Raw genomic sequence first — 26,378 nt, forward strand, 5'->3', positions numbered from 1 at the left:
TGTTCTGCGGGGTTCCCGCCGCCGAGGAGGGCGGCGGCGAAGATGTCGGCCCGTAGCTGTGTGAGGGTCAGGGGCTCGTCCGGGCCCTGCAAACCACGGGCGACGGCGGTGGTCCGGTTCCAGATCCCGGCCGCCTGGTCCGCGGGGAGGTAGGCCGAGAGCCATGCCATCCCGTCCTGATCCGGGGCGTACTCGACCCGACGATCCAAAACACCCTTTGCGTGCCGCTTCTCGATACTCTCCGTATGGTGGCGTTCCCGCCAGGTGCGGGCCCTGTGACGGAACCGGAACGCCGGCATTTCCCCTGCGGGACAACCACCGGCCGCGTTCGGCGCATCCGGGTCCAGAAAGTGGGCCTCCAGCGACGCGGCACCGGCCGGGTCAAGGGTTGCGGCTTCATCCACCATGGCCCGCGCGTGCTGCCACGAAATGGTGCCCGCTTGCAGAGCGGACAGCGNACAGTCATCAGCAGCTGGGACTGGTTCAGCAACGCCCTCGCAGCCCTGTCGCCGATGGCCAGGACGCATGCGATCTCCGCGGTCACCGCCATCTCCTGCGCCTGCACCGGCGCACCTGGCGAAGCGATAGCTTGGGCGGTGTCCGCATATTCCACTGCGGCCCGGGCCTTCAGGGCAGCCATCCGCGCCTCAACTCCCGCGGCGCCGGAGAGGATGTCCAGACACGTATCGCCCAGGCCACGCAAAAGATCAGCCTCCGATGACACTTCAGAACCGGACCCGCCAGCCCCGTTCAGTGCGGAATTCAGCACGGCAATGGCAGCAATGATGTCCGCATATGCCTTCGCCACCGCCGCGTTTCCCATGTTTCCATCATCTAGTGAGGGTCTGACATTTAAGCGAGAATGGATTTCGGGGCGTGTGGCCAAAACGAGAGCCGGTTCTTGGCGATCGATGCAACCGCCCCGGATCATTTCTCCGCCGGGAAACTATCGTCCCCGCTGTCCCCCGGCCCGCCTCGTCGGACTGAGACACCGCATCGTGCCGGGATGGCGCCACGAACGACGGCGCGAGGCCCCGCAGTCGCGCGGCACGTGGAAGTATTCAGGTATGACTATCGATAATGATGATGCCAACACTCCGGCGCCAACGGACTCACAGGGCACAGACGCCGCGGCCGAAGTCAGCCGTGGCTGGTTCCACGTCGGGGCCATCATTGTGGATGCCACGCTTCAGCGCCGCCAGAACTACAACGAAACCGTCAAGCCGCGCGTCGAAGCCCTCGTCGCGGAATGGCCGGATGCCGCCACAACCAGTGGATTCCGCCAGCACCTCGATACGGGGAAGCTCTCGGAAGTCATCGACTGGCCATCGCCTGGCCGCCTGGCCCAGATAGAGGACATTACGCAAGTATTCGAGCGTGAGGGCATCGAAACGGTAGCGGAGCTCCGCGGCACGCTCGAGGACCACATCCAGGGTGCGGCCCTCCGGGAAGCCCTTGCGCTAGTGCGGCACGTCAGTCCCAAAACGCTGGATTACATTGGCACATTGAGCGGGATCTCAACAGGTGCGGCCGCCGACCGGGCTGCCGGCGTGGAGGACCTGACCTAAGCGCAGATCGCTTTTAGTCGGCAAGTCAGCAAATGCGTTCAGGGCTGTCTGGCCGAAGCCGGAGGACAACCCATAAACCGCAGCGCCGGCAAATGTAGACGGGTTCGATGCCGAGCACATGCAGCTGCTTGCGACTCATCACCCTGCCGCAGCAGGAGCATCTGCAGGTCCCTTCAGAGTCCATTGTTTTTGAGCGCTTCGGTTATTTGGCTGATCGTCGGAAGACCCGCCAGCCCGCTTGGAGTCGCGTATATCCGGCAGGCCAGATCGTCAGCAGTGGCACCGGTCGGAAAAATGTCGGACCCATTGAGGGTGATCGTGGGGGAACCCGCGAATCCCGTGCCCGCCGTATCCGGCGCGGACTCCAGGAGTCGTATGGTCACTGGAATATCGCTGTGTCCCAAGGCGGTCAGGGCTGATTCCAGTCGCTCCTGCGCCTTAGCAAGGTTGGGGCACTCGTCGATGTGGAGCAGTTCGATCCTCATAGAATCATTCTCCACCCCTAGCATCAGCCTCCGGGACTCACCGGCGGTGTGTGATGTGGACAAGCGGACGACGGCGGGACCTCCCGCCGTCGTCCGCCCGGTGGTTGAGCTAGACGATATGAGGTGAGGGTGGTTGGGTTTCCTGCCCGTCCGGGGGCGGCCATTGTCGCCGGGCCGGTCCTGCGGCGCCGGCTTGATGCTGGCGGGTTTCCGTCGTCTTGGCGGCGGCGCCGCGGGGCCTATTGCCCGGCGGAAATGTCCTTGTATCCGGACGGCAGGGGCCCGACTGCCGCTGGTGAGGGGCCGGGGCCTTCTGTTTCAGAGCGTCCGTGGGTTGCCAGTGAACAACCTCTTGGCTTGAGGCCTTCGTGAGAGTTGCATTGGTAGTGCCACATGTGAGTTTTGGGAGGTCCCGGCTATGTACAATCGTACGTTTATTGGGCTCGATGTTCACGCGGTTTCCGTTGTCGGCTGCGCCCTGAATCCTGACACCGGAGAACTGGTCCGGATGCAGATGGACTCGGACCCGGCGGTCGTTTTGGATTGGGTCCGCCGCTTCGAGCCGCCGGTGAAGGCCGTGTACGAGTCGGGCCCGACCGGGTATGTCCTGGCCCGTTTCCTGCGGGAGGCCGGCGTTGACTGTGTGGTGGCTGCGTCCTCGAAGCTGCTGCGGGCACCGGGAGACAAGATTAAAACGGACAAGCGAGACGCCCGGCTTTTGGCGGAAATGCTCGCCCTGGGCCAAGTCACGGAAGTGCGGGTCCCGACGCGGGAGCAGGAGGACCTGCGGGATTTGTCCCGGCTGCGGGCCACGGCGGCGAAGAACCTCGCCCATGCCCGCCAGCACGTGAACGCGATCCTGCTCCGCCACGGCATCAGGTATCCCAAGGAGTCGACGTGGACCCTGCAGCATCAGGCGTGGCTGCACCGGCAGCGTTTCGACTCCCCGGTGCTGCAGTTCACCTACGAGGACACCGTGGAACAGGCCGAACTGCTCGCGGCGCACCTCAAGCGCATTGACCAGCGCGTCGCGGCGGTCGCCAGGGACTGTGAGTACACGCCGGTGATCGACGCGTTGATGTGCCTGCGCGGCATTCAGGTCACGACCGGGTTCGGGCTCGCCGTGGAGATCGGCGACTGGAAACGCTTCACCGGCGCCACCATCGGCTCCTACGTGGGGCTGGTCCCCAGCGAGCAGTCCTCGGGCCAATCCCGGCACCAGGGACCCATCACCAAGGCCGGCAGCAAATACGCACGCAAGCTCCTCATCGAGGCGGCGTGGCAGCACCGGCGCCCCTACTCCAGACCCGGGCTCCGGATGCTGCGCCAGCTGGACCTGGTCGGCCCGGCCACCCGGATCCGCGCGCTGGAAGGCAACCACCGGCTCCACCACAAATGGGAAGTGTTCGACGCCCGGAAGAAAAGGTCCGTCACGGCCAACACCGCGATCGCCAGGGAACTCGCCGGCTGGTGCTGGTCACTGGCCTCACCCCTGCAGCAAGGGGAACGCATTAACGCGGCGTAGAGAACGTGCCCTCCGGATGCGTGGCGGGGCGTGACGTGGCAGCACTTTGGGGCTAACTCGAGACTCGACTATGAGCACACGGTCCACGGGCCGTTGACGCTCGATTTTAGACAGCGATAAGCCCCAGCCGAACAATCGTCATGCGGTAACCCAACCCGCGCATATCAGTCTGACACTGCAGTCGAATACAAGACTCGCCAGCACGACCGCCACACCCGGACGGCACCCAAACCAGCGGCCCCCAACAAAGAAGTTAGGAGCCGCTCATCACTGCCCCTTGACAAACGTTTCCACATATCAGTCGAAACCTGCCGCTCGACTACGCCGCGGCGGAAGCAGGAACCTTCAGGGGCTCCACCTTGCCCAGGACGAACAGGTAGTTCGCGGCTCCGGCCAGCGACACCAATCCGATGACCGCGAGCGGCGCCACGTAGGATCCCGTCTGGTCCACCAGGACACCGATCAGGACCGGCGTGAAGATGCCTGCCAGGTTGGAGGCGAAGTTCTGGAGCCCGCCGATGGATCCGACGTGGCGGGAGCTCGGGGCAACGTCCGCGGGGAGCGACCAGATGCCGGTGGCGGCGACGGTGAGGCTGGAGTATGCCACCGACAGGAGGGCAAGTGCCATCCACGCCTCGGGGACCACGGCGGCGAACATGATGACCGAACCGCCGATCAGACCGCCAGCGATGGCGGTCTTCCGGACCCGTGTGACCGAGACCCCGCGCTGGACGGCCCGGTCGGCAACGTAGCCGGCCAGCCAGCCGAAGGCCACCGCGCAGATGCCCGGGATGGCACCGAAGAGGCCGAGCTTGAGCAGGTCGAAGCCGCGTTCCTTCACGAGGTAGCTCGGGAAGAAGGTGATGAAGAAGTAGATGGCGCTGTTCAGGCAGAAGAAGCCAAACATCATGCTGAGGATGGTGCGGTATTTGAACAGTGAGCGCCAGGGGAGCTTCGCTGCGTCGGCGTCGTCGTTCGCTGCGCTCCGGGCACCGCCTCCCCGGATGTAGGCCCGCTCCTCGTCATTGGCCGTCGGGTGGTCCTCGGGGCTCCGGTACATCTTCCACCACACAACAGCCCAGATCAGGCCGGCAATCCCAATGATGATGAAGACCGCGTGCCAGGACGTGAAGGCGACGATCAACGTGACGATCGGCAGCGCGATGACCGCACCTACACGGGAGCCTGAATCCCAGATGCTGGTGGCAAAGGCCCGTTCGCGGACCGGGAACCAGGTGGCCACCACCTTGGCGGCGGTGCTGGGGGCCGGACTTTCACCGACACCGAGCAGGAACCGCGCGGCGAACAGCGACCAGAAATTCTGCGCAAAGGCGGTGACCATGGTGAACACGGACCACCAAACCGCTGCCAGGGTGAAGGACTTCCGCGGCCCAACCTTGTCGACGTACCACCCGGCGGCCAGCTGGCAGAAGTCATACGCCCAGAAGAAGGCGGCAAAAATGAGGCCCTGCTGGGTTGCCGAGAGCTCAAAATCCTTACCCATAAACGGCAGGGCAACGCTGAGGCTTGAGCGGTCAAGGTAGTTAATACTGAGCCCGATGAACGCGAGCCAGATGATCACCCAGCGCTTGCGGGTCATGGTGCGGGGAGCCTTGGACGAAAGATTGGGGGAAGAGTTGGGGGCGAGCCTGCTGCCTAGGACAGTCATACCGTCTCCTTTGACGTAAACGTGGCTTTCGGGTGCCTGGACACCGGGGAAGACGCCGAGGATTCCGGCGCAAGATCATGTAGGAATCGGAATAATCATATAGTTAATGTGATCCAGAGCAACTTTTGGAAGAAAACGCCCCACCCCCGGCCGCTCCCACCCGTGGAATATGATTCCCACAGCGACTCCACCAACCAGCACAAAGAGGTAACCGCGTGCCCACACGTCAATCATCCGATGCATCCAAAGGCAAGGCAGCCGTAAGTGACGTCTACGCCTCCATGCGGGCCTCCATCCTCAAGGGCGAAATCGCACCCGGCGCACGGATCAATATTGATGCGGTCTCCCGCAGCCTGGGCGTCTCACAGACCCCGGTCCGCGAAGTGCTGCAACGGCTGGAGGGTGACAACCTGGTGGTCTACAGCCCCGGCCGAGGATACAGCACCACGCCACTGCTGGACCTACCCGCGCTGCGATCGCTCTTTGAGTTCCGACTGCTGGTGGAACCGTGGGCCGCGCGGTCCGCGGCCGTGGACCGCCTCGCCAACCCAGCCGCGGCCTTGGAGAAGGAACTGTCGGCCATCCGCAACTCCATGAAGACCACCAGCGGCGACGCTCGGCAGGACCTCGTGGCCCATGACACCCGCTTCCATGACACCATCCTGCTGGCAGCCGGGAACCCGGTAGTCCAGCACGCCTTCGCCCAGACCCACTGCCACCTGCACACCTTCCGCCTCTACCCGGCAGACATCGACGGCGCCATCACCATCGCCGAGCACGCCACCGTACGGGAGGCCATCGCGTCCTGCCTGCCCGACCGCGCCGAGGAGGCCATGGCCCAGCACATCAGGAACTCCTTCGCCCGGTTCGCCAAGGCCTTCGAAGGCACGGCAGACCTCTCGCCGCTGGAGAACGGCGGACCACCAAGAAGGCATATCGTCACCTGAAATCGAAGCTCCGGCCTGCTGGCCGGGGCTTCTTTTTTCTCGGGCACTTGATCTGAGTCACCGTTCCTATATGATTATGAGAATTCATATAGGAATCGTGTTCACGAATTGAATTGACCAGAGAGAGAAGAAACCCATGACCTCCATCATTTCCATCCACACCCAAGACGTGCGGTTCCCCACGTCCCTGGAGCTCGACGGTTCCGACGCGGTCAACGTTGACCCGGACTACTCCGCTGCGTACGTCGTCATCCGCACCGACGCGGGCGACGAAGGCCACGGCTTTGTTTTCACCTGCGGACGCGGCAACGAAATCCTCACGCACGCCATTGACGCCTATGCCGGCCTGCTCCTCGGCCGGGACATCGATGAACTGATCTACGACCTCGGTGGCGCGTCGAAGCGCCTCATCCACGATTCCCAGCTGCGCTGGCTCGGCCCGGAGAAGGGCGTCACACAGATGGCGGCCGGCGCCCTCGTCAGTGCACTCTGGGACATCCGCGCACGGCGCGAGAACAAGCCCCTGTGGCTCCTGCTCAGCGAGATGCCCGCCGAAGAAATCGTCGACGTCGTAGATTTCACACACATCCGCGACGCTCTCAGCCCCCAGCAGGCACTGGACATCCTGCGCGCCGGCGAAGACGGAAAGGCCGCCCGGATCGCCGCCCTGAAGGTGGACGGCTACCCCGCCTACACCACCTCGCCGGGCTGGCTGGGCTACAGCGACGAGAAGCTCGTCCGGCTGAGCAAGGAAGCCGCCGCGGACGGCTTCTCCATGATCAAGCTGAAGGTGGGCGGCGACATCAATGACGACCGCCGCCGCATGGCCTTGGCCCGTAAGGCCGTGGGCGACCTCCCGATCGCCATCGACGCCAACCAGCGGTGGGAGGTCTCCGAGGCCATCGAGTGGGTCAACCAGCTCTCCGAGTTCAACCCCTACTGGATCGAAGAACCCACCAGCACGGACGACATCCTGGGCCACGCGGAGATCCGGAAGGGCGTTGCCCCCGTCCGCGTCGCCACCGGCGAGGCCGTCGCCAGCCGCATCGTGTTCAAGCAGCTGCTCCAGGCCGGTTCCATCGACGTCCTCCAGCTGGATTCCACCCGTGTGGGCGGCGTCAACGAGAACATCGCCAACCTCCTGCTCGCTGCCCGCTTCAACGTACCGGTTTGCCCGCACGCCGGCGGCGTGGGGCTGTGCGAACTCGTCCAGCACTTCTCCTTCTTCGACTACGCGGCCATCACAGGAAGCCAGGACGGCCGGATGATCGAGTACGTTGACCACCTGCACGAGCACTTCGCCGAGCCGGTCCGCATCGTCAACGGCCGCTACGCCGCCCCGGAACTCCCGGGCACCGGCGCCGAAATGCTCAGCGCCTCCCGGGCCCGCTGGGAGTTCCCCGCCGGCGCCGGATGGCTCGAAGTGGGCGACCGCGCCGCGGTTACGGGCGCCTCCGTGACCGGAGCCGGTGCTCTCCGATGACAACCACGGTCCATGACCTCAACGCGAGTGTCGACGCCGCCCACGCAGCCTTCGAAAAGGGCCGCGCCGCAGACCCCGGCACCCGCGCAGCCTGGCTGGAGGCGATAGCCGCCGCACTGGAGAACGACGCCGATGCGCTGGTGGAGATCGCTGTTCAGGAAACCCATTTGGGCGAGCCGCGGCTCCGGGGCGAGCTCAAGCGCACGGTCTTCCAGCTCAGGCTCTTCGCCACGGAGGTCCGCGACGGCGAGCACTTCGACGCCACCATCGATCACGTGGACGCGGACTGGGGCATGGGCCCGCGGCCGGACCTGCGCCGGCTCAACGTTCCCATCGGCGTCGTGGGCGTCTTCGGAGCCTCCAACTTCCCCTTCGCCTTCAGCGTGATGGGCGGCGACAGCGCCTCGGCACTGGCCGCCGGGTGCGCCGTGGTGCACAAGGCACACGACGGGCACCGGAACCTCGCGCTCCGCACCGCCGAGACCGTCATCGCAGCACTCGATGCCGCCGGAGCACCTTCCGGGCTGTTCTCGCTCGTCACCGGCCGGCCTGCCGCGGAGGCCCTGGTGGACCATCCTGCCGTGAAGGCCATCGGGTTCACGGGTTCGACGGCGGGCGGCCGGGCATTGTTCAACCGTGCCGCCGCCCGGCCCGAACCGATTCCCTTCTTCGGCGAACTGGGCGGCATCAACGCCGTATTCGTCACCGAGAACGCCTGGGCGGTGCGGCGCGACGAAATCCTCAGCGGATACGCCGCTTCATTCACTATGGGAATGGGACAGTTCTGCACCAAGCCGGGGCTGCTGTTTGTTCCGGCTGGAGAGGCCGACGGCGTCCGGCAGGTTCTGAGCGCCGCGCTGGCGGACTTTGCCGCAGCACGGCTGCTGAGCCCGCGGTTGCACGAGGGCTACCGGCAGTCCGTGCAGGATCTGCGGGGCACCACCGGCGTGGAGGTTCTCGTGGAAGGAGACTTCGTCGAGGCACCGGCGCCAACCGTGCTCCACACGACTTCCGCGGCTGTCCGCAGTGATCCGTCAATTCTGCGGCAGGAAATGTTCGGGCCGGCCAGCCTGGTGGTGGAGTACGGCGACGAATCGGAACTCCTGGAACTCACCGGACTGCTGGAGGGACAGCTGACCACCACGCTCCAGGCGGAGCCGGAGGATGATGTGTCAGAACTGGCCGCACGGCTGACGGACATCAGCGGCCGGGTCCTCTGGAACGGCTGGCCCACGGGGGTCACGGTCAGCTACGCCCAGCACCACGGCGGACCGTACCCCGCCACAACATCGGCCACCACCTCTGTAGGAACGGCCGCGATCCGGCGCTTCCTCCGGCCTGTGGCCTACCAGTCGTTCCCGGAAGGTCGCCTGCCCGAACCTCTGCAGGATGCCAATCCGTGGCGCGTTCCGCAGCGAGTGGATGGGGTGTGGCAGCGGCCCGTCCGGCAGGGACAGACTGCAGTCCAGACTGCAGGAAACGAGGTCCGGCCATGAGCGCCGCACTGGACCTCGGCGGGGCCTCGGTACTCCCGGAAGACGCAGCGCGGGCACTCCTGATCGGCCGCGTCTGGGACGTTGAAACCGGCGGACCACGCGTGGTCGCCGTCCAGGAGCAGGACGTCTTCGACCTCCAGCATCTGGCCGAAACCGTCTCCGAGCTCCTGGAACGGCCGGATCTCGTGGCCGCCGTCCGCGCCGCGATGACACTGCCCCGGTGGAAGACCAGCGAGATCATTCACGCGTCGCTGACGCAGGACGCGGCTCGCCCTCATTTCCTGGCTCCCGTGGATCTCCAGGTCATCAAGGCCTGCGGCGTGACGTTTGTGGACAGCATGATCGAACGGGTCATCGAGGAGCGTTGCGGCGGAGACGCCAGCCGCGCGGCCGAGATGCGGGAACTGGTGGGCCGTGCCCTCGGCGGCAGCATCAGCTCCATCCGGCCCGGCTCCCCCGCGGCTGCCGAAGCCAAGAAGGTGCTCATCGCCGAAGGCCTCTGGTCGCAGTACTTGGAGGTCGGGATCGGGCCGGATCCCGAGGTCTTCACGAAGGCCCCGGTGCTCTCGTCGGTGGGGCTGGGCGCGGCGGTCGGGATCCCTGCGTTCTCCTCCTGGAACAACCCGGAACCGGAACTGGTGCTGATTGCCACCTCGGCCGGCACAGTTGTGGGCGCAACCCTGGGCAACGACGTGAACCTCCGCGACGTGGAGGGCCGGAGTGCCCTGCTGCTGGGGAAGGCGAAGGACAACAACGCGTCCAGCGCCCTAGGTCCATTGATCCGGTTGTTCGACGACGGCTTCACCCTGGAGACGCTGCGCCAGGAGGAAATCCTGCTGCGCGTCGAAGGCCGGGAAGGCTACTCACTGGAGGGACGCAATTCCGTGTCCCGGATCAGCCGTCCGTTCGAAGAGCTCGTCGCCGCGACGGTTGGGAAGCACCACCAGTACCCGGACGGCTTTGCACTGTTCACCGGCACTCTCTTCGCGCCAACGCAGGACAGGGACCATCCGGGACAGGGGTTCACGCACCACATGGGCGATACGGTGACCATCCGCAGCCGCCACCTCGGGGCCCTCATAAACGTCGTGGGGGCGGCGGAACAGTTGCCGGAATGGTCGTTTGGCCTGCGGCAGCTGTTCGGCTATCTTCATGCCCAACGCGAAGTCCGCGCATCAAGCAGTAAGGAATATGCCTCATGAAGTTCGCCCAGATTGGCGCCCCGGGCGCCGAACAGCCCGTCCTGGTCCACGGGGACAGGCACTACTCGCTCCAAAGCATCACACCGGCCATCAACGGTGACTTTCTGTCCAACGGTGGCCCCGCGGCTGCCGCCGCAGCACTGGGCGCAGGCACGCTGCCGGACGTCAGCTCCGACGTCGTACGCTACGGCGCCCCGGTGGTGCGCCCGTCCGCCGTCGTCTGCGTTGGCCTGAACTATGCCGCCCACGCAGCGGAATCGGGTGCCCAGCCGCCGGAGCATCCGGTCATCTTTCTCAAGACACCCAATACCGTGGGCGGTCCGGACGATGCCGTGGCCATCCCCCGGGGATCAACCAAAACTGACTGGGAGGTGGAGCTCGGGATCATCATCGGCAAACGCGCCTCCTACCTGGACTCCCCCGAGGCCGCCCGGGACCACATCGGCGGGTTTGTGGTGGTGGACGATCTCTCCGAGCGTGACTTCCAGCTGAACGTTTCCGGCGGCCAGTGGTCCAAGGGCAAGAGCTCACCGGGGTTCTGCCCCACGGGTCCCTACCTGGTCACCCCCGACGAGGTCGACGCCGGCAAGCTGCGGCTGCGCAGCTGGGTCAACGGCGAAATCCGCCAGGACTCATCCACCGCGGACATGATCTTCGACGTCGAGACCATCGTCTGGAATCTGAGCCAGTACATGGTGCTTGAGGCCGGCGACCTCATCTGCACCGGCACCCCCGAGGGAGTCGCGCTGTCCGGGCGGTTCCCGTACCTGAAGGCCGGCGACGTTGTGGAAATCGAAATTGACGGGCTGGGGCGGCAGCGCCATGAATTCATCGCATGAACGGGGACCCGGCAATGGAGTTTGAAGGCATCCGTGCCATCGTCACCGGCGGGGCTTCCGGCATCGGAGCGGCCATAACGGCGCATCTGACCCGGCGCGGAGCGAGGGTGGCGGTGCTGGACCTGAATCCTGAGGCGGCGTCCGGAGCGGCGCTGTCGATCCGATGCGACGTGGCCGATGACGCTTCGGTGCGTGCCGCCGTTGAACGCGTTGCCCGGGAATTCGGGGGGATCGACGTCGTGGTCAACAACGCAGGGATAGGGGCCCAGGGAACCGTTGCGGACAATGACGACGCCGAGTGGCAGCGCGTTCTGGACGTCAACGTGATCGGCGCGGTGCGGGTGAGCCGTGCCGCCTTGCCCCATCTCCGGCAGTCCCCCGCCGCCGCGATCGTCAACACGTCCTCCATCGCCGCCACGGCCGGGCTGCCCGCCCGCGCACTCTACGCGGCCACCAAGGGCGCCATCCGGGCGCTGACGCTCAGCATGGCGGCCGATCACGTCCGCGAAGGCATCCGGGTCAACTGTGTCAATCCGGGCACGGCTGACACGCCCTGGATCAACCGGCTGCTGAGCCAGGCGGATGACCCGGTAGCCGAACGCGCGGCGCTGGAGGCCCGGCAGCCGCACGGCCGGCTGGTGACGCCGGAGGAGGTTGCAGCGGCGGTCGCGTATCTGGCCAGTCCGCTGGCCGGTTCGACGACGGGCACTGAACTGGCGGTCGACGGCGGCATGCAGGCGGTGCGCCTGCGTCCCGTCGAGTAACGTCCCGCCGAGTAACGCCCCGGCGGGGTAACTCCCCGTCGGAGTAGAAGCTGCGAGGCGCCGTCGTGTCCTGATTTACCGGGGCACGGCGGCGCCTCTGGCGTTTCAGGAGGGAGGCGCGGCCCCCTTCCGGCGAGCGTAGCCAAGCGGTTTTCAGGAGGGGCTTGACCTGCGTCACATAGACTATATGATAGTGCGTATTCCTATATGATCTTCGACGGCGAACGACCGGGATCCCCGGACTCCGTCACCCCCGCATCCGATCCGCATCAATAATCCCCAGGAGAGCACCATGTTCAAAGCAACACCGAAGTTGCTTCTTGTTCCGGCTATCGCGTTGGCCCTCACGCTGGGAGGCTGCTCCTCCGGCGGCGCCTCGGCCGGCGCTGCGAGCGCAACAGGAGCCGTGGCTGACAGCCACCTCACCCAGATCCTCAAGACGAAGACGATCAAAATCGCCGTCAGTGCCGACTCTCCGGGATACGGCGTGATGACGTCATCAGGTGAGCACGAGGGTTTCGACATTGACGTCGCGAACGCGCTCGGCGCCTCGCTGGGCGCAAAGATTGAGTTCGTCACGGCCACGAACGAAAGCCGCATCCCGCTGCTGCAGACCGACAAGGCGGACGCCGTCATTGCAACCTTCACGGCATCGGATGCGCGGGCCCAGGTGGTGGATATGTCCGAGCCGTACGCCGCCAGCTCCACCGTCTTTATGGTGCCCGCGGGAAGCCCGATCGCCAGCTACGCGGATCTGGACGGGAAATCCGTGGCCACGTCGCGCGGAAGTGTGGGCGAGCAAATCCTCAAGGCCACCTTCCCGAACGCCAAGATCGCCGGCTTCAACACCACGGCCGATTCCATCCAGGCCCTCAAGAGCGGCAAGGTGGACGCGCTGATTGAAAACAACGCGATCATCGGCGGGCTCGTGAAGAGTGATCCGTCCGCATTCCAGGTGCTCAAGGGCGACCCGATCAAGCCGGCGCTGTTCTCCATCGGCGTCAAGCAGGGCGACCAGACGTGGGTTAACTACATCAACAACTTCATCCGGAACTACACCATCTCCGGACAGAACGAGGCCTCCCTGCAGAAGTGGTTCGGGCTGGAACTTCCGCCCTTCCTCGCCCACTAACAGTATTCGGACGCACTCTCCGGTGTGGGTGAAGGACAGGCAGTCATTCACCCACACCGCCGTTCACGGATAGGACCCTTTGCTCATGGCTTTATATTTCGGAGACCTTCTCCCGTTCAGCTCGCTATTGCTTGAGGGGCTCTGGACAGCTCTTTACATCACGCTCGTGGCCATGGTGGCAGGAAGCGCACTCGGCGTCTTCCTGTACCTGGGGAAGGTCGGGCCCGGAAAAGCAGTCAGCATCTTCTGCTCGTGCTACATCGAGGCCATCCGCAACACGCCTCTGCTGGTGCAGCTGTACCTGATCTACTTTGCCCTTCCCGCGCTGGGCATCAACCTCGAACCCATCTGGGCCGCCGTTATTGGCCTGACCCTCAACAACGCGGCATACACGGCGGAAATTTACCGGGCCGGCTTCGAGTCGGTGCCACACGGCCTGCGTGAGGCCGGCAAGGCCCTGGGTATGAAGAACGCCCAGATCGTGCGCTACATCGTCCTGCTGCCAGCCACCCGGAACGTTTTCCCTGCACTGACCAACCAGCTGATTCTGCTGTTCCTGGCTTCGTCGATTGGATCCATCATCTCGCTTCCTGAACTGACCAACGCGATCATGAGCGTCAGCAACACCACGTACCGGACCATCGAGGTGCTCGCAGTGGGCGGGCTGCTCTACCTTGGCGTTTCCGCCCTGCTGTCCCTGGCCTCGAAACGGGCCGAAACAACGCTGTTTCGGTGGGCGGTGGGCGCACGTGTTTAGGGCCTTTGATTGGCAGGACCTCATTCCGCTGGCCAAGGGGGCCTGGCTGACCATTCAGCTCTGCGCCATGTCCGGCATTCTCGGCATCATCTTCGGACTGATCCTCGGCATTGCCAGAACGTCCCCCAGCAGGATCGCCCGGTGGATCAGCACCATCTACATCAGCTGCGTCCGCGGCATCCCGATTCTGGTCATCATCTTTTTCATCTTCTTCGGAATCCCGCTGCTGTTCCCCGGCCTGGAACTGGACAAGTTCACCTCGGCCGTCATCGCATTGACCTGCTTCGCCGCCGCCTATGTGGCAGAAATTGTGCGTGGCAGCATCGAAGCCGTGCCGAGGGGACAAAGTGAGGCGGCAGATGCCCTCGGCCTCAACTACTGGGCGAAACTCCGGTATGTGGTGATGCCGCAGGCCAGGAAGATCATGGTTCCCCCCGGCGTCGGCTTCATCATTGGCCTGGTGAAGGATTCCTCCCTGGTGACGGTGACCGGGCTGGTGGAGCTGACCCACGCGGGCAACATTGTCACCAACCTCACCGGCGACCCCATCATGACGTTCCTGACGGTCGCCGCCATGTACTTCGTCATTTGCTACAGCATCTCCCTGCTGGGGCGCCTGTACGAGAAACGGACCGGCATCCAGGTGGACCCCCTCAAACTTCCCGAGCCCGCGAGCGTTTAGATCGGAATATGACTGTGATTTTTGTTGAGAATTTGAATAAAAAATTCGGCCCGAACCATGTCCTCAAAGGCGTTGACTGCCACATCCGTGAGCGTGAGGTGGTGTGCGTCATCGGCCCCTCAGGTTCGGGCAAGAGCACGTTCCTGAGGTGCATGAACGGCCTGGAATCGATCACGTCCGGCAGCATCGTGATCAACAAGCACCGGTTGGACGATTCGAAAACGAACATCAACCTGGTCCGGCAGGAAGCGGGAATGGTCTTCCAGCATTTCAACCTGTTCCCGCACCTGAAGGTCATCGACAACGTTATGCTGGCCCCGCTCAAGGTTGCCAAGGTCAACAAGGACGAAGCCCGCGCCAAAGCCGAAATGCTGCTGGCAAAGGTGGGTCTGGCCGAAAAGATGGAGGCCTTCCCCGGGAGCCTGTCCGGCGGTCAGATGCAGCGTGTGGCCATAGCCCGCGCGCTGGCCATGGATCCAAAAATCATGCTCTTTGACGAGCCCACCTCAGCCCTGGACCCGGAAATTGTCGGCGAGGTGCTCACCGTCATGAAGGACCTGGCCAATGAGGGTATGACCATGGTGGTAGTTACCCACGAAATGGGCTTCGCCCGGGAAGTGGCCGACCGGGTGCTGTTTATGGACCAGGGACTGATCGTCGAGGAAGGCTCCCCCGATGAGATCTTCTCCTCGCCGCGGAACGCCAGAACTCAGGGGTTCCTCAGCAAGGTTCTGTAACCGGAGCACGCAGTGAGCGGACGACGGCGGGAGGTTCCCGCCGTCGTCCGCTCACTGCCGCGGTTCGCGGGGCCATGCCGTCGCCCTTAGCGTGTCGCAGCCGGACCGGTCGCCAGTTCGCGCCGTTCCTGACACACTGAGCCAATGAATGAGGCCCTCCCACCGTCCCGCAGGCCTGGCATCCGAGCTGCGATGTTCGTTGATTTCGACAACGTCTTCACCGGCCTGCAGGCACTGGATCCGCTGGCAGCGAAGCGCTTTGCCGAAGACCCGAAGCACTGGGCGGATGCGTTGTCAGCAGGTGGTTCCGGCGAGGACGCCCGCCGGTTCCTGATCCGCAACTGCTACCTGAACCCGGTGGTGTACTCGAAGTACCGGACGTATTGGACCCGCGCCGGATTCCGCGTGATCGACTGCCCGTCGCTGACGCAGCGGGGCAAGAGCAGCACGGACATCAATCTGGTGCTCGACGCCATGGACGCGCTGTCCGGCAACGTTGGCATCGAAGAGTTCTTCATTGCCTCGGCCGATGCCGACTTCACGTCCCTGATCCAGCGGTTCCGGGCCGCTGACCGCATGACCACGGTTATCGCAGCCGGTGCCGTTGCTTTCGCGTACCGGGAGATGGCGGACCATGTGGTGGAATCCCACGACTTCGTCGCCATCCTCAACGGCTCAACGGTGGAGCCGGTTCATGCGGTGGCGTCCGGGAAGCACCAGACTGTCCCCGCCGCAGCGAAGGCGAAGGCCAAGTCCGCCTCGCCCGCCATCCGTGAGGTCCTCGAGTTCGTCCGCGCCGCTCCCGGACCGGTTAACGGCGCGATGGTGGCCCACCGGGCACTCACTGCAGAGCCTTCCCTGAAGACGGACTGGGGAGGCTGGGGAAAGTTTGGGACGTGGGTGTCCCAGATCGGCCAGGGCGTCGAATATTCTCCGGCACAAGGTGGCTGGGTCTGGGACGCGAAGCGGTTCTCGAGCGAGGATCTTCCTGCGCCCGCGGACCTGCAGCCGGGCATCGAGGAACAGGTCACCAGGGTGACGGACGTGCCGGCACTTTCCGCAGCCCAGTTCCGCCAGATGTTCCATGCCATGGAAGCCAGGCTTCGTGAGCATCCACTCAACCGCACCGAACTGTCCCGGCAGGTGAGGGACGACTGCGTCAACGCGGACCAGCCCGTCTCCCGCAACGCCGTGAGCTTTGTTCTTCAAGGTCTGGCCTACGTCAATTTCCCGCTCACCGACGAGGCGACCGCGGAAGGTCTGGCAGCAGCCTGGACCGCGAACGTGGAAGAGCTCTGCCGCGTGGCGCTCCTGGAGTTCGACGCCGCCGAGAAGCTGGCCGTGCGGCGCTGGGCAAGCGGCGGACTGCTGGACGCCTGAGAACAGAAGACGGACGACGGCGGGACCTCCCGCCGTCGTCCGCCAGCCTCATGGGCGCTGATCAGATGGTGGCGCGTTGGGACGCCACCAGCGTCCCGTCCACAATGGCTTCGAGCTCTTGCAGGCGGGGAAGCGCACGCGTCGTCAGCAGTCGCTCGCGGACTTCTGCCGAGACAGCCAGGCTGTCCTTCCAGAGCGAGCGTCCCGCCATGGCGCCGCCGGCACCGTTTGCGACAGCGATCTCTACCTGCCTGATGAACGTCTCGTGGTCCACGCCTGCAGACAGTACAGCCCACGGCACGCCTGCGGCCGCCTCGGTGACCGAGGCACTGGCCTCACCGGATCCGGGGTACTGCAGCTTAAGCACCTTGGCGCCGCATTCGACGGACAGCCGGGCAGCACCGGCGACGAGTCCGGGGAACGCAGCAGCGTAGGCCTCTTCGCTTTCGTCTTCGAGGCGATAGACCAGGATTTCGACAATGAGGAGGAGTCCTTCGTCGGTGCATGCCGTGACGAGTTCGCGGATTTCATCCGCGACGCGCGAGCTGGCGTCCTGAAGATCGGGGCGCATGTACCAGAGCATCTTCGCCACGTCGCCGCCGAGTTCGCGCACCCTGCGGGGCGTCATTCCCGGGACGAACTTTGTGTACTGAAGGCCGTCGACCGTGTCGAAGCCCGAAGCGTCAAGACCGACAACCAACGCGGTGTCGCGAGAGAGAACGCCCTCATCCGCCACACGGGGCAGGGCAATCTCAGGATCGAGCAGGATGGCCGGTGCGGCGTTTCCCAGGTAGCGGACCAGATCCACCTTCGCGTCGGAGAGCTGCTCGGCTGTAATGGAGTTCGGCCCGCCGGGTGCGTCGTTCATTACGGCCTTCATGCCGTTGCGCTGGTCGGCTGCAACGATGAGCATCTTGCCGCCAGGGGTCGAGATCGCTGCCATGCCGCGGCGCTCGAGAGTCGTAAGAGTGTTCACTGGTTTCTCCTAATTAGATGGTCTTGGTCTTGTGAGGATCTGGGGTCCGGCGGCCGGATGCACCGGAAACTGCCGTCGTGAGGGCGCGACAAATCGCGCCTCGTAGGGGGTGCGCCTTGGGAGGCATGGCCCCTCGGTGGAGGAATGGCGGGGTGACCGCTAGCGGCGGCTCAGTGCACGGCCTCGCGCACAGCGAAGTCCGAGAGGAAGTGCTCAAGCTGTTGACGCGGCGTAAGCAGGCCATCAATACGGATATGCCCGACGCCGGGGGCCTGCGTAACCTCTGGAGAAAGGAAACGCTCCGGGTTCTTGACCTTGTCGAGGTCGCGGGCCGCTCCGCGGAGCCGCATGCGTCTCACGACCTCGCCCGGCGGGGTGTCCATCCAGGCGAGGTGCACCCGCGGTTCAGGGATCGCGAGGCGTTCAATAAGCCGTGCCCACGCAGCCGGGAACGTGCGTTCGGACGTGAACGGGGCAACAACAACCACGCTGTTGCCCAGTGCGAGATTCTCCCGGGTGGTGTCGAAGAGGCAGGTGTAGCGAATATCGTTCACGCTCGCACGCGCTGCGGGTTGTGCTGTAGGGACATCGACCAGGAATTCGCCGCCCATGTGCTCAAACAAGGGATTCGTGACGGTGTCCAGGTCAAGGATGGTCCAGTGGAGCTCGCGGGCCAGGTCATGAGCAAACGTCGTCTTGCCACTCGCCGGCACTCCGCAGACGATAATCGCCTCGGATGCGCGTTCTTCGGTCAGGTTCATTGTCATCCATTTCACATTGAGGTCGGGTCGCGGCGCCCCGCGCCGGGAACGGCGGTCAGCGGCTGGTGTAGCCGCCGTCGATCGGGAGGGAAGCACCGGTGATCATGGCGGCGGCGTCACTGAGCAGGAAGACAATGGGGCCGGCCACGTCGTCGACGGTGGCCCATCGTCCGAGTGGCATTTGCTCAAGGAAGGGGCCGCCGACGTCGGGTCGCCCCCAGTAGAAGTTGGACATGTCAGTCATGACCACTGTCGGGTTGACGCTGTTGACGCGGATGTTGTGCTTGCCAAGTTCCAGGGCCGACACCCGGGTGATGTTGTCCAGGGCGGCTTTGGAGGAGCCGTAGGAGATGTGGCCATGAAGTGCGACCATGCTGGCCTGGCTGGAGACGTTGACGATTGCACCGCCATTGCCCTGGCGGATCATGGAGGGCACCGCATGTTTGATGACCAGGAGGGCCCCACGGGCGTTGATGCTGATGACCTTGTCGAAGACGTCGATGTCGGTGTCCTGCGGTGTGGCGATTTCGCCGCCGAAGCCGCCGCAGTTCACGACGCCCCACAGGTCCAGGCCCTCGAGGGCGTCTCTGATGCTTTCCTCGGAGGTCAGGTCGAATGCCAAGGGCTGGGCGCCAGTTTCATCGCAGAGCGGCGCCAAGGACTCGAGCGTGCGGGCGCTGGCGGTGACCTTCGCCCCCGCGGCGGTGAGTTGCCGGACGGTGGCGGCCCCGATGCCGCCGCTGGCTCCGGTGACCAGGATGGAGCGGCCGTTGAAGTCGGTTGTTGCAGATCGGGCTTCGACTGCCGTGCTGGCTGTGGGTGAGTCGGTCATGAAGTACTCCTTGTAGGCATCAAGAGTTCGGTCAGGTCCTGAACGGCGGTTCGCGCCCCGGAGCGTTCCAGGGCTTTGCGGGCCTGCCGGTACGCGGCGGCGAAGCGGGCGTTCCGGCCCAGGTCGCCAAATATTTCGGTCAGGTTGAGGAAGGCACCCGGCTCTACCTGGTCCGCACGGGCCGCCGCGCGAAGTTCGTCCAGGCGCCGGTCAGTGATGGCTACCGGTTCGCCATGTTCGTCTGTGCTTTCCAGGAACCGCGCCCAGGCGGCGATCACCAGCACGGCCCGGTCTATTGGTCCTCCGAGTTCAAGCTGTTCACGCACCACCGGAAGCACGAATTTGGGGATCCGTTCGGATGCGTCGACCATTTGGCGGGCGAGGGTGTCACGAATGGCGGGGTTGGCGAAGCGGTGGATGAGTTCGTTCCGGTACGCTTGCAGATCGATGCCGGGCACGGGTCGCAGGGTGGGTGTCGCCTCGCGTTCCATAAAGCCGCTGATGAACTCGGCGAACAGCGGATCGGCGCAGACCTCATGGACGAACCGATATCCGGCGAGGTAGCCAAGATAGCTCATGACCTGGTGGCTTGCGTTGAGCAGCCGAAGTTTCATGAGTTCATAAGGCTCGACGTCGTCCACGATCTGCACACCGACGTCTTCCAAAGGCGGACGCCCGGCGGTGAACTTGTCCTCGAGAACCCATTGTTCAAATGGCTCGGCAACGACCGGCCATGCGTCTGAGAATCCGTAAGCTTCGGTCACCGCGGCCCGGTCATGGTCGGTGGTGACGGGGGTGATGCGATCGACCATGGAGTTGGGAAAGGCTACGGTGTCGGCGATCCAGCCGGCCAGTTCGGGATCCTTGAGTCGGGCGAAGGACACGAGCGCTTTGCCGGCGACGTTGCCATTCCCCTGAATGTTGTCGCACGACATGACGGTGAACGGGGCCGTGCCCTGGTCACGGCGGTGCGCCAAGGCTGAGGTGATCAGGCCAAACGCGGAGCGTGGAACGGCGTTCTGCTTCAGGTCGTGGAGAATGTCCGGCGTACGGGGATCGAATTCACCCGTGCCGTCGCTGATGCTGTAGCCGCCCTCGGTAATGGACAGGGAGACTATGCGCGTAGCAGGATCTGAGAGTTTGCGGATCACCGCTGCCGGGTCGTCGGGGGCATACAAGTACTCGGTGATAGAACCGATGATTCTGGCGTCTTCGGTGCCATCCGCTCCCTTCAACACCAGCGTGTACAGGCCATCCTGGTCTTCGAGGACATCGCGCATGCGGGCATCCGAGGCGAGCACTCCGACGCCGCAGATTCCCCAGTCCTGGGAGCCGCCCAGGTTCAGGAGGCGGTCGATGAACATTGCCTGGTGCGATCGGTGGAATCCGCCGACGCCGAAGTGAACAATCCCGGTCCGTACCGCGCGGCGCTGATACGAGGGGATGGGTAGCAGGCCTGCCGCTTCTGGAAGGGCCGCTTCATTCAGGGACGTCATGTCATTCTTCTCTTTGGTCGGGAGAGGCGGGATGGTGCCGTTGCCAGCTTGCGAGTGGGCGGACAACGGCACCGCAACGCTCGCTGTTAGCAGGAGGACTTGTAGACGTACTTCGCGCCGTCACCGCTGATGTTGTCCGCGGTGATCTGCTTGAACCCGGTCTGGATCTCCTTCTCTGTGGGCTCGCCCTTGATGGCCTTGAGCGCCTGCTCCACACCTTGGGTGCCGATTGATGCCGGTTCCTGTGCGATCAGGGCCTGGACGATGCCCTCCTTGAGCTGCTTGACCTGTGCCGGCCCGGCATCGAAGCCGACGATCTTCACCTGATTCTGTTTGCCGGCCTGGCGGATGCCTGTGGCTGTTCCCTCTGCCGCGAAGGTGTTGGCCGCGAAGACTCCGACAATGTCCGGGTCCTTGGCCAACGCAGCGGAAACGAGTCTGGCGGCTTCAGCCGGATCGTTGTGGCTGTACTGCACGCCCAGGTACTGGAAGGTTGAGTCGGCTTTGGCGCCCTCTTCGAAGCCCGCAACACGGGCATCGGCTGTTGAGACTCCGGGGTCGGTGGAAATTACGAGGACTTTGCCCCCGTTGGGGCTAAGGTTTTTGATTGCCTTGAAGGCCTCAAGGCCACCGCCCTTGTTGTCCGAGGCGATCGCAGACGCGGCGAATGAGGGGTCCTGCACCGTGGTGTCAACCAGGATGACCTTGATGCCCGCGGCCGCAGCAGCCTTCAAGGGTGCCTGCATTGCGGCCACGTCCGTTGGCGCGATCAGGATGGCATCCGGCTGGGATGCCACAACAGAATCGACAATGGGCTTTTGAAGGGTCGGGTCGAACTTGGCCGGCCCCTGCGTGTTGATCGTTGCGCCGGCTGCCTTGGCAGCGGCGTCGATGCCGCATTGCATGCTGACGTAGAACTCGTCACCGGCCACACCTTGGATGAAGGTGAGCTTGGGCTGGTCTCCGGCTGAGCTCCCGGCCGAGGCGCTTCCGCCGGCACAGGCCGTGAGGGACGTTGCGGCGAGGAGAGCAGCCGCGAGCAGGGTGGCTTTAGGGGTCAACTTCATTGTGTAGCTCCTAGTTTGCTTGGATAGGTTGATGCGGGGGGAAAATCAGTTGGAGCGTCGGCCGTACAGCTTCTTTTTGCCGTCAGGCTTGGCGGACTGCCCTCGGGCTGCCGCCGCCCGGCGGCGCTGATCGACATAGACGGCGAGGACGAGAACGGCGCCGACTGCCACCTGCTGCCAGAACGGCTGAATGCCGACGATGACGAAGCCGTTTTGGAGTACCGCGGGGATGAAGAGGCCAATGACGGTTCCGAAGATGGTGCCGACACCGCCGAAGAGTGACGTTCCACCGATCACGACGGCGGCGATTACGTTAAGGTTTGTCGCTGACTGACCGGCGATAGCGGTCGTGCCGTACTGGGACAGCGACAGGATGCCTGCCACGCCGGCGAGGCCACCGGAGAGTGCGTAAATGGAAATCAGTTGGCGATCCACTTTCACGCCAACCCGGCGGGCGGATTCCTCATTGGAGCCAACGGCGAAGGTGTAGAGGCCGAATCTGGTCCGGTGGAGTACGGTCCCGAAGATCAGGATCAGGACCATCGCGATCAGGGAAATTGTCGGCCAGGTGGTTCCCGGAACGTTGCCGTATCCGATGGTGTCCTGGAGAACCGCAGGGACTTCGCGGATGTCCACGCCGCCTGTGATGACCTGCGCCAGCCCCAAGGCGCCGCCAAGTGTTCCCAGGGTGACAATCAGCGGCGGCACCTTGGCTTTCGCGATGAGAACACCGTTGAGAAGACCCCAACCGAGCCCGCATCCGACGGCGACGAGGATACCGACAATGGCAGTTCCCCATCCAGAATCGCCCATGGCCTGCATCACTTTTGCCGCCACGACTCCGGAGAAGACAAGGTTGGATCCAACGGACAGGTCGATGCCCGAGGTGACAATGACGAAGGTCATGCCGATACCCAGGACACCCAGGATGGAGACGTTCTGGATGATCTGGCGGACGTTGCCCCAGGTCGGAAACACGTCCGGCGCCAGCGCTGTGAAGGCCAGGAAGATGACCATCAGAACAAGCAGGATCTGGAACGATTGAACGTGGAGAACTTGTCGGAGGGTGTGTGCGCGTGAAATCTCGGGTGCCGTCCCGGCTGTCCGGGGTACGGCTTCGGTTGTGGTCATGAGTGTGCTCCATCAAGTGCGCCGGTCATTGCACCGACTAGTTCTTCCACAGTCGTTTTCTTCGCCTCGTAGGTGGCCACCCGGCGTCCGAGCCGGAGTACCTGGACTCGGTCGGCAACATCGATGACGTGCGGCATCGAGTGGCTGATGAACACGACGCCCACACCTTTGTCACGGACACGCCGGATCGTCTCGAGCACGTTTTTTGTCTGTACGACTCCCAGCGCGGCTGTCGGTTCGTCCAGGAAGATGACACCCTTGGCCCAGGCAACAGCACGTGCAATGGCGATCGCCTGCTTCTGGCCTCCCGACATGCTGCCGACTGGGTCGGACAGGCTTCGAACCGTAGCTCCGAGTTCATCGAAGGCTTCCCGTGACTTGGCACGCATTGTCCTGTTGTCCATGAATCCGAGCCGCCCTTGAAAGCCGGGCTTGGGGATTTCGCGGCCCAGGAACATGTTTTGGGCCGCGTTCAGGTGTGGTGCCAGGGCAAGGTCCTGATAGACGGTTTCGATGCCCAGGCTGCTGGCATGGCTCGGGGAAGTCAGTTCAACCTCGCCGCCGGCAAACAGGATCTTGCCGGAGTCCAAAGCAAGGTTTCCCGACAGTGCCTTTACGAGGGTCGATTTTCCGGCGCCGTTGTCACCTATGAGGGCAACCACTTCGCCTGCGTTGACATCGAAGTCGACGCAGTCGAGGGCGCGTACATTGCCAAAGCTGCGGGTGAGGCCGCGGGCTTCCAAAACGGGGATTGTTGTCATGGTGTAACACCTGTCAGCTGGTACGGGACGAATGCGGCGGCCCCGGCCCTGCAGCCGGAGACACTTCGTTGTGCTGTCACTTCTGTCTTCCTCTTCATTCAGGCCTTCGTGAAGGTCTCACGGCTGTGGGAATAGCTCAGGTCGATGATCAAATCGGCGCGTTCCCGGGTAGCAGCAACGACCGCGGCATTCCTTTGGTCGCTGCCCAGTACCCACGCTTCTGCTTCCGCAGGAAGCTTTCCGAAGGCTTCGTGGCGCCGGAGCAGCCGCAGCTGCCGCTCGACGTCGCTTAGGTCCAGGAACCAGACCTCGTCGATCTGCGCCCGGCTCTCCCGCCAGCCTTCGGCGTCCAGGAGAAGATAATTCCCCTCGGTAATGACCAGGGGGACCTTTTGGGCCACCGGGATCGCGCAGCCGATGGATTCCTCCAGGCTGCGATCGAACATCGGGGCATAGACAACCGGCTCGCCGTTCGCCTTGAGCCGGCGTAGCAGGTTGGCATATCCCCAGGGGTCAAACGTGTCCGGAGCGCCCTTGCGGTCCATCGAGCCACGCGCAGCAAGAACTCCGTTGGCCAGGTGGAAAGCATCCATTCCGACCCGGGCAGCCTGGCCATCCAAGGCATCGGCGATAGCCTGCGCCACAGTGGACTTTCCTGCACCCGGCGCTCCCGCAATGCCCAGGATGCGCCGGCTTCCGCTGACAGCGAGGGTACGGGCCCGCTCTACCAGCTCGTCCAAGGTGCACGTCAGATGCTCGGCTTCCTGCTGGGAAACCTGGGGTCGAACTTCAGCAGTGTTCATCACTGTCTCCTCCGTTGGTCATGCCACGGTGAAGAAGCTCTGCTGCTACACCCTTGAAGCGCTGCCTTGAATCAAACTCGCAGGTCTGGATCGAGTGGCTCTAACCTTCGGCTTCGAGGAACTCGCTGTGACCTGCCTTACAGAAACTTAGATGCCTATGTCATCGATGTCAAGGGAAATCAAAAAACGCATGTCATCGATGACATGCGTTGCTTGAAGTTACTGCGGACATCGGGCAGGATGGGGTGGGCGGCGGATTGTCACCGATGACATCTTTAACAGTGGAGGTGTTCCCGCTTTTGAACAGCCCAGCCTGTAGGGTGTGCCCAGCAAACAATGAAGGAGCCGAACCGTGACTACGATGCAGGATGTGGCCACGCACGCCGGAGTGAGTGCCAAGACGGTTTCCCGGGTTTTTAACGACGATCCGCACGTCACGGAAGACACGCGGCAGCGCGTTCAGTCGGCAATGCGCGAACTCAAGTACGTGCCGAACATGCTCGCGCGCACCTTCCGCGAGGGCAAATCCGCCGTCATTGGCATCGCTGTGCCTGACGTCGCCGATCCTTTCTTCGCTGCCGTCACGAAGGGGATTGAGCTGGCGGCACGCGAACACGACATGGCCATCGTCGTGACCAGCCTCGGGGATAGCCCGTCCCTGGAGCAAAGCATCATTGAAGCGACGGTCCGCCGCCAGATCGACGGCCTCATTATCGCCCCGATCGCAGCCGATCAGTCCTACCTCGCACGGTGGCAGGACAGCTTCCCCATCGTCTTCATTGACCGCGTACCCACCAAGCTCAACGCCGACTACTTCGTCGAAGACGATTTCGGCGGCGCCTTCGAAGCGACGCAGCACCTCATTTCCCACGGCCACCGCCGCATCGCCATCGTCGGAGACTCACCGGACGTCCCCACCACTAGGCTGCGCCTGGAAGGCTATCGTGCCGCCCTTGACGATGCCGGTTTGGAGATCGACGAGGATCTGATTGTGCTTGGGTCGCGCGACGCGGACGCTGCCGCCCAGGTCTGCAAGACCCTGCTGGCACTGAGCGATGCGCCTACGGCTATCTTCTCCTCCAACGCGCGGTTCTCAACGGGCGTTTTCCCGGCCCTTCAGGCTTTGAAAAGAAGCGACATTGCGCTCATCAGTTTTGGCGACTTTCCCATGGCGGATGTCCTCCAACCCTCGGTGTCAGTCATCGACCAGAACCCTCGTCAGGTCGGACGGATTGCTGCCGAGCGCATCCTCGCCCGAATCGCGACGCCCGACAAGAGGTTCCGGCGCAAAAACGTCATTCCCGTCAGGCTGATCGAACGCCAGTCGTGCCAGCCAGCAAGCGCGGTGCTGGCATCCTCAGTCGCAGTGTGACGCCTCGAGGTTCCACTCCCCCACCGAATCTTTCCCGCACCGGAAATCAGCAGCCAATGGACGCACAAGCACCTTTGAGTGGGCCTGCGACCGGAGCACCTCACGGTCTCGGCCGACGTCGGCGGCCCGGGTCTGGCCGGTACCGTCCGGCGCATCGAATACCTCGGCGCGGACACCCTGATCGGAGTCCAGCCGGACCCTGCCCTCGGCCTGAAAATGTTGGAACTCAACCAGGACGACCTCATCTGGATCCGCCAGACGGGACAAGCACGCCTGATGGCCGGAGATCCCTGCACCATAGCCCTCGAGGCCAGAATGGCCAGCTACTTCGACAGCGAGACCGGCGCGAACCTGGCATCATCCGACCAGGTCTCGGCCGCTGGGTTGCTGCCAGTGCGTGGCTGACCCGCGACACCTTTGTCCCATCTCAGCAACAAGGAAGCGGCTCAACGCTTCGCTCGAGGGACTCCTGGCGGAACCCGTGGAGGTCGTCCGCCTGGTGCCGATCCCCGC

25 protein-coding genes and 1 pseudogene are annotated in these 26,378 nt (G+C 64.0%); 15 read left to right on the forward strand and 11 right to left on the reverse strand.

The features are described 5' to 3' along the window. Positions 1-407: pseudogene (locus ACX80M_RS10480) on the reverse strand (HNH endonuclease signature motif containing protein); the annotation flags it as partial. A gap of 660 nt (positions 408-1,067) precedes the next feature. Here ACX80M_RS10480 and ACX80M_RS10485 point away from each other — a divergent pair. After that, entirely contained in the window at positions 1,068-1,568 is a 501-nt protein-coding gene (locus ACX80M_RS10485; protein WP_459309598.1) for a hypothetical protein, read from the forward strand. 173 nt (positions 1,569-1,741) lie between these two features. Here the strand turns inward: ACX80M_RS10485 and ACX80M_RS10490 are convergent, their stop codons facing one another. Continuing rightward, positions 1,742-2,053 carry a hypothetical protein gene (locus ACX80M_RS10490; protein ID WP_058932934.1) on the reverse strand — a complete coding sequence of 104 codons (312 nt, stop codon included), beginning with the start codon at positions 2,051-2,053 and terminating at the stop codon, positions 1,742-1,744. A gap of 418 nt (positions 2,054-2,471) precedes the next feature. Between ACX80M_RS10490 and ACX80M_RS10495 the strand changes: the two genes are divergently transcribed. Next, positions 2,472-3,578 carry an IS110 family RNA-guided transposase gene (locus ACX80M_RS10495; RefSeq protein ID WP_459309600.1) on the forward strand — a complete coding sequence of 369 codons (1,107 nt, stop codon included), beginning with the start codon at positions 2,472-2,474 and terminating at the stop codon, positions 3,576-3,578. Positions 3,579-3,897: 319 nt separating this feature from the next. On the opposite strand, the gene ACX80M_RS10500 is transcribed toward ACX80M_RS10495, so the two are convergent. Continuing rightward, positions 3,898-5,247 carry an MFS transporter gene (locus ACX80M_RS10500; protein ID WP_252600478.1) on the reverse strand — a complete coding sequence of 450 codons (1,350 nt, stop codon included), beginning with the start codon at positions 5,245-5,247 and terminating at the stop codon, positions 3,898-3,900. A gap of 215 nt (positions 5,248-5,462) precedes the next feature. On the opposite strand from ACX80M_RS10500, the gene ACX80M_RS10505 reads away from it, so the two are divergent. The 11 genes from ACX80M_RS10505 to ACX80M_RS10555 all read left to right on the forward strand — a co-directional run bounded on the left by ACX80M_RS10505 (position 5,463) and on the right by ACX80M_RS10555 (position 16,666). Further along, positions 5,463-6,194 (forward strand): GntR family transcriptional regulator, encoded by a 732-nt coding sequence (locus ACX80M_RS10505; protein WP_252600476.1) that lies wholly within the window; start codon positions 5,463-5,465, stop codon positions 6,192-6,194. A gap of 136 nt (positions 6,195-6,330) precedes the next feature. Beyond that, the gene (locus tag ACX80M_RS10510; RefSeq protein ID WP_058931159.1) at positions 6,331-7,677 is read left to right on the forward strand and encodes an enolase C-terminal domain-like protein; all 1,347 of its coding nucleotides are present in this window, start codon (positions 6,331-6,333) and stop codon (positions 7,675-7,677) included. Beyond that, on the forward strand, positions 7,674-9,173 hold the full coding sequence (locus ACX80M_RS10515) for an aldehyde dehydrogenase (NADP(+)) (RefSeq protein ID WP_252600474.1): 1,500 nt from the start codon (positions 7,674-7,676) through the stop codon (positions 9,171-9,173). Before ACX80M_RS10510 ends, ACX80M_RS10515 begins: the two co-directional genes overlap by 4 nt. Then, positions 9,170-10,375, forward strand: coding sequence for a fumarylacetoacetate hydrolase family protein (locus ACX80M_RS10520; protein ID WP_252600472.1), 1,206 nt, complete (start codon positions 9,170-9,172; stop codon positions 10,373-10,375). Before ACX80M_RS10515 ends, ACX80M_RS10520 begins: the two co-directional genes overlap by 4 nt. After that, entirely contained in the window at positions 10,372-11,214 is an 843-nt protein-coding gene (locus tag ACX80M_RS10525; protein WP_252610982.1) for a fumarylacetoacetate hydrolase family protein, read from the forward strand. Before ACX80M_RS10520 ends, ACX80M_RS10525 begins: the two co-directional genes overlap by 4 nt. Before the next feature lie 14 nt (positions 11,215-11,228). Then, complete coding sequence (locus tag ACX80M_RS10530) at positions 11,229-11,978, forward strand: SDR family NAD(P)-dependent oxidoreductase (RefSeq protein ID WP_252600526.1); 750 nt, start codon at positions 11,229-11,231, stop codon at positions 11,976-11,978. Between the two features lie 292 nt (positions 11,979-12,270). Then, a complete protein-coding gene (locus ACX80M_RS10535) occupies positions 12,271-13,110 on the forward strand; it encodes a transporter substrate-binding domain-containing protein (RefSeq protein WP_252600469.1) in 840 nt (279 codons plus the stop codon). Between the two features lie 85 nt (positions 13,111-13,195). Further along, entirely contained in the window at positions 13,196-13,867 is a 672-nt protein-coding gene (locus ACX80M_RS10540) for an amino acid ABC transporter permease (RefSeq protein ID WP_252600468.1), read from the forward strand. Beyond that, positions 13,860-14,549: an amino acid ABC transporter permease gene (locus ACX80M_RS10545; RefSeq protein WP_252600467.1), complete on the forward strand. Its 690-nt coding sequence runs from the start codon at positions 13,860-13,862 to the stop codon at positions 14,547-14,549. The genes ACX80M_RS10540 and ACX80M_RS10545 overlap by 8 nt, the downstream gene beginning before the upstream one ends. An 8-nt stretch (positions 14,550-14,557) precedes the next feature. After that, positions 14,558-15,286 (forward strand): amino acid ABC transporter ATP-binding protein, encoded by a 729-nt coding sequence (locus ACX80M_RS10550; protein ID WP_256471159.1) that lies wholly within the window; start codon positions 14,558-14,560, stop codon positions 15,284-15,286. A 144-nt stretch (positions 15,287-15,430) separates the two neighbouring features. Continuing rightward, entirely contained in the window at positions 15,431-16,666 is a 1,236-nt protein-coding gene (locus tag ACX80M_RS10555; protein WP_252600466.1) for an NYN domain-containing protein, read from the forward strand. Between the two features lie 61 nt (positions 16,667-16,727). Here ACX80M_RS10555 and ACX80M_RS10560 read toward each other — a convergent pair whose 3' ends face one another. The 8 genes from ACX80M_RS10560 to ACX80M_RS10595 all read right to left on the reverse strand — a co-directional run bounded on the left by ACX80M_RS10560 (position 16,728) and on the right by ACX80M_RS10595 (position 24,493). Then, on the reverse strand, positions 16,728-17,642 hold the full coding sequence (locus ACX80M_RS10560) for a hypothetical protein (RefSeq protein ID WP_459309602.1): 915 nt from the start codon (positions 17,640-17,642) through the stop codon (positions 16,728-16,730). 170 nt (positions 17,643-17,812) lie between these two features. Further along, the gene (locus ACX80M_RS10565) at positions 17,813-18,403 is read right to left on the reverse strand and encodes an AAA family ATPase (protein ID WP_252600464.1); all 591 of its coding nucleotides are present in this window, start codon (positions 18,401-18,403) and stop codon (positions 17,813-17,815) included. Between the two features lie 55 nt (positions 18,404-18,458). After that, positions 18,459-19,235 carry an SDR family oxidoreductase gene (locus tag ACX80M_RS10570; RefSeq protein ID WP_252575942.1) on the reverse strand — a complete coding sequence of 259 codons (777 nt, stop codon included), beginning with the start codon at positions 19,233-19,235 and terminating at the stop codon, positions 18,459-18,461. Then, on the reverse strand, positions 19,232-20,731 hold the full coding sequence (locus ACX80M_RS10575; protein WP_252600463.1) for a mannitol dehydrogenase family protein: 1,500 nt from the start codon (positions 20,729-20,731) through the stop codon (positions 19,232-19,234). The genes ACX80M_RS10570 and ACX80M_RS10575 overlap by 4 nt, the downstream gene beginning before the upstream one ends. 86 nt (positions 20,732-20,817) lie before the next feature. Then, on the reverse strand, positions 20,818-21,798 hold the full coding sequence (locus ACX80M_RS10580) for an ABC transporter substrate-binding protein (RefSeq protein ID WP_252575940.1): 981 nt from the start codon (positions 21,796-21,798) through the stop codon (positions 20,818-20,820). Between the two features lie 45 nt (positions 21,799-21,843). Beyond that, positions 21,844-22,929 carry an ABC transporter permease gene (locus tag ACX80M_RS10585; RefSeq protein WP_252600462.1) on the reverse strand — a complete coding sequence of 362 codons (1,086 nt, stop codon included), beginning with the start codon at positions 22,927-22,929 and terminating at the stop codon, positions 21,844-21,846. After that, the gene (locus ACX80M_RS10590; RefSeq protein ID WP_252600461.1) at positions 22,926-23,690 is read right to left on the reverse strand and encodes an ATP-binding cassette domain-containing protein; all 765 of its coding nucleotides are present in this window, start codon (positions 23,688-23,690) and stop codon (positions 22,926-22,928) included. Before ACX80M_RS10590 ends, ACX80M_RS10585 begins: the two co-directional genes overlap by 4 nt. Before the next feature lie 98 nt (positions 23,691-23,788). Next, a complete protein-coding gene (locus ACX80M_RS10595) occupies positions 23,789-24,493 on the reverse strand; it encodes a nucleoside/nucleotide kinase family protein (protein WP_459309605.1) in 705 nt (234 codons plus the stop codon). Between the two features lie 361 nt (positions 24,494-24,854). Between ACX80M_RS10595 and ACX80M_RS10600 the strand changes: the two genes are divergently transcribed. Then, the gene (locus tag ACX80M_RS10600; protein ID WP_459309670.1) at positions 24,855-25,865 is read left to right on the forward strand and encodes a LacI family DNA-binding transcriptional regulator; all 1,011 of its coding nucleotides are present in this window, start codon (positions 24,855-24,857) and stop codon (positions 25,863-25,865) included. Between the two features lie 78 nt (positions 25,866-25,943). Beyond that, entirely contained in the window at positions 25,944-26,270 is a 327-nt protein-coding gene (locus tag ACX80M_RS10605) for a TOBE domain-containing protein (protein ID WP_459309606.1), read from the forward strand. Positions 26,271-26,378 lie beyond the last annotated feature (108 nt).

This window comes from Pseudarthrobacter sp. MDT1-22 (genome assembly GCF_054511035.1).